The organism is Arenimonas sp. (assembly GCF_044348765.1).
Taxonomy (GTDB): domain Bacteria; phylum Pseudomonadota; class Gammaproteobacteria; order Xanthomonadales; family Xanthomonadaceae; genus Arenimonas.
Genome location: NZ_JBIKSE010000076.1, coordinates 1 through 3,298 on the forward strand (window position 1 = coordinate 1; position 3,298 = coordinate 3,298).

General features: G+C 58.0%; 4 protein-coding genes. All 4 read left to right on the plus strand.

Annotation, left to right across the window (positions count from 1 at the left end; all coding sequences use genetic code 11):
* Positions 1–344: crossover junction endodeoxyribonuclease RuvC (gene ruvC / locus ACIQ0Q_RS08495; RefSeq protein ID WP_395772508.1), on the plus strand; the 344-nt coding region annotated here is incomplete at its 5' end.
* Positions 341–925, plus strand: coding sequence for a Holliday junction branch migration protein RuvA (ruvA, locus tag ACIQ0Q_RS08500; RefSeq protein ID WP_395772509.1), 585 nt, complete (start codon positions 341–343; stop codon positions 923–925). The genes ruvC and ruvA, both read left to right, overlap by 4 nt.
* 1 nt (position 926) lies before the next feature.
* Positions 927–2,813, plus strand: coding sequence for a potassium transporter Kup (locus ACIQ0Q_RS08505; protein ID WP_395772510.1), 1,887 nt, complete (start codon positions 927–929; stop codon positions 2,811–2,813).
* A gap of 37 nt (positions 2,814–2,850) precedes the next feature.
* The coding region (locus tag ACIQ0Q_RS08510; RefSeq protein WP_395772511.1) for an AAA family ATPase at positions 2,851–3,298 on the plus strand (448 nt) is incomplete at its 3' end.

Genomic DNA, 3,298 nt, shown 5'->3' on the forward strand with positions numbered 1-3,298 from the left:
GGTTCCAACCGCAGGAAGTCGCCATCGAGAAGGTATTCATGGCACGCAATCCCGATTCCGCACTCAAGCTCGGCCAGGCACGCGGCGCCGCCATGTGCGCTGCGGTATTGCGCAATCTGCCGATCCACGAGTACGCCGCCAAGGAAATCAAGCTGGCGGTGGTCGGCAAGGGCGGTGCCGACAAGGTGCAAGTCCAGCACATGATGGGCGTGCTGCTCAATCTCAATGGTAAAATACAGGCCGATGCCGCCGATGCCCTGGCGGTCGCCGTTACCCACGCCAACGTGCGTGCCACCGCCAACCGCATCGGCATCTCTGCGCGGCAGGTCTGGAGCCGGAAATGATCGGACGATTACGCGGTACCCTTGTCAGCAAACAGGCGCCTTGGATTCTGCTCGAAGTCGGCGGCGTCGGTTACGAGCTGGAAGTGCCGATGTCGACTTACTATGAGCTTCCGGGCGCCGGCGAAGCGGTCACCCTGGTCACGCACTACGCCGTGCGCGAGGATGCCGTGGCCCTCTATGGTTTTGCCACCGAAGCCGAGCGCCGTTTGTTTCGTGATGTCCAGAAGGTTTCCGGCATCGGTGCCAAGATCGCGTTGGCGGTGCTTTCGGGTAGCAGTGTCGGTGAATTCACCCGCATGCTGCAGACTGGCGACGTCGCGGCACTGACCAAGATTCCCGGTATCGGCAAGAAAACCGCCGAACGCATGATCGTCGAACTGCGTGAGCGCAGCCAGAGTCTACCGCTGCCAGCGGCTGGATCAGGCGCCATGCCGGCCGATGCCATCGGCGAAGCCAGTATCGCGCTGCAGCAACTGGGCTACAAGCCCGCCGAGATTTCACGCATGGTGAGAGACGCCAAGTCCACCGACAGTGCCGAGGACATCATCCGCGCCGCCCTGAAGTCTGCCTTGAGGTCTTAATATGTCAAGCACTGCACATGCGCATGGAAAAACCCCGAAGAATGCATTGATGGTCGGTGCGGTTGGCGTTGTCTTTGGCGACATCGGCACCAGTCCGCTGTATACCCTAAAAGAAGCGTTCGGCGAACACTACGGCCTGGTCGCCAACCAAGCCAATGTGCTCGGTATTTTGTCGTTGGTGTTCTGGGCCATGCTCCTGGTGGTCACCTTGAAGTATGTGATGATCATCACCCGCGCCGATAACCGCGGCGAGGGCGGTATTTTATCGCTGATGACGGTGGTGATGCGCGCCTTACCGATTGCTTCGCCACTGACCTACGGTATCGGTATTTTGGGCATTATGGGCACTGCTTTTTTCTTTGGCGATGCCGTGATTACGCCGGCGATGACGGTACTGTCAGCGGTTGAAGGCATGAAAGTGATTGCGCCGGGGCTGGAAGCTTTCGTCATACCGGCGGCCTTGGTGATTTTGGTCATCTTATTTTCATGCCAGCGTTTCGGTACTGAAAAAGTCGGCCGTATTTTCGGCCCTGTCATGCTGGTTTGGTTTTTTTGCATCGCCTTGCTGGGTCTGCTGCAGATCGTGAAAAACCCCGGCATCCTGCTGGCGCTGAACCCCATGTATGGCATCAGCTTTTTCATTGAAAATGGCGTAGGCGCCTGGCTGCTTCTGGGTGCAGTAGTGCTGTGCGTGACCGGGGGTGAAGCCTTGTATGCCGACATGGGGCATTTTGGCCGGATGCCGATTCGTAATGCCTGGATGCTGGTGGTATTGCCGTCCTTGGTGCTGAATTATTTCGGCCAGGGCGCCTTGATTTTGGAAAACCCGGCCGCGACCAGCAATCCGTTCTTCAGCATGGTGCCCCCGGCCCTGTTGATTCCGATGATTGTGCTGGCCACCTTGGCCGCCGTCATCGCTTCGCAAGCCGTGATTTCCGGGGCATTTTCATTGGCCCGGCAAGCGATTCAGCTGGGCTACTTGCCGCGCCTGCAGTTGAAACACACCTCTGTGCATACCATTGGCCAGATTTACGTGCCCTGGGTCAACTACATCCTGTTCTTTACCGTCATCATGCTGGTCATCGGCTTTAAAGATTCCTCGTCCATGGCTGCCGCTTATGGCGTATCGGTGACCGGCAGCATGCTGATCGACACCTTCTTGATGATTATTCTGGCATCTCAGGGCTGGCGTTTGAAAGCGCCGGTGATTTGGTTCTTCGGCCTCAGCTTTCTGATTATCGATATCGCCTTGTTTTCCGCTAATGCCATTAAGTTCCTCAATGGCGCCTGGGTTCCGGTCCTGCTGGGTCTGATGGTGTTCACCATCATGCGCACCTGGCGCCATGGTCGCGATCTGGTACGTGGACAAATCAACCGCGAGAGCCTGCGTATTGAGCACTTCATCAAGAGCGTGCAGGTCGACCCCCCGGTCAGGGTGCCGGGAACCGCCATCTTCATGACCCCATCCAACGATTACCTGCCACCCTCGCTGTTGCATAACTTGAAGCACAATAAGGTGTTGCACACCCAAAATATTTTGCTGAGTGTTGAAACCCTGAGCGTGCCGCGCGCCGATCAGGAAGAGCGTTACTCGATGCTGGACCTGGGCTCAGGCTTCTATCGGCTGAACTTCCGCTATGGCTATATGGAAGATCCCGATGTTCCGAAGACCTTGGCGCTGATGAAAGCGGCCGGTCTGGTTCTGGATCCCATGGACACCACCTATTTCGCCAGCCGCGAAGCCCTGATCGCCAAGGCCGACCAGGGCATGGCACTGTGGCGCGACAAGCTGTTCCTGTTCATGTCCCGTAACGCCACGCCAGCCACTGAATTCTTCGGCATTCCGGGCGAACGGCTGGTGGAGCTGGGCACGAAAGTGGTAATTTAGATGCTGGAATCGGGTCTCACGGAAAAGGTGGCCGTCAATGGATGAACTGCGCGTAGTCAGCGGTGCCGCAAACCGGGAGGATGAGCTGATCGAAGCCAGCATCCGCCCAAAGAAGCTGGACGAATATCTCGGCCAGACCGCCGTGCGCGAGCAGATGACCATCTATATCGAAGCCGCCCGCCGGCGCAGCGAAGCCCTCGATCATGTGCTGATTTTTGGACCCCCGGGGCTCGGTAAAACCACCCTGAGCCATGTCATCGCCAATGAAATGGGCGTCTCGGTCCGGCAGACCTCCGGCCCGGTCATCGAGCGCGCCGGCGATTTGGCGGCCATCCTGACCAATCTCCAGCCAAACGATGTACTGTTCATCGACGAAATCCACCGGCTGTCGCCGGTCATCGAGGAAGTGCTGTATCCGGCCATGGAAGACTTCCAGATCGACATCATGATCGGGGAGGGCCCCGCTGCGCGCTCGATCAAGCTGG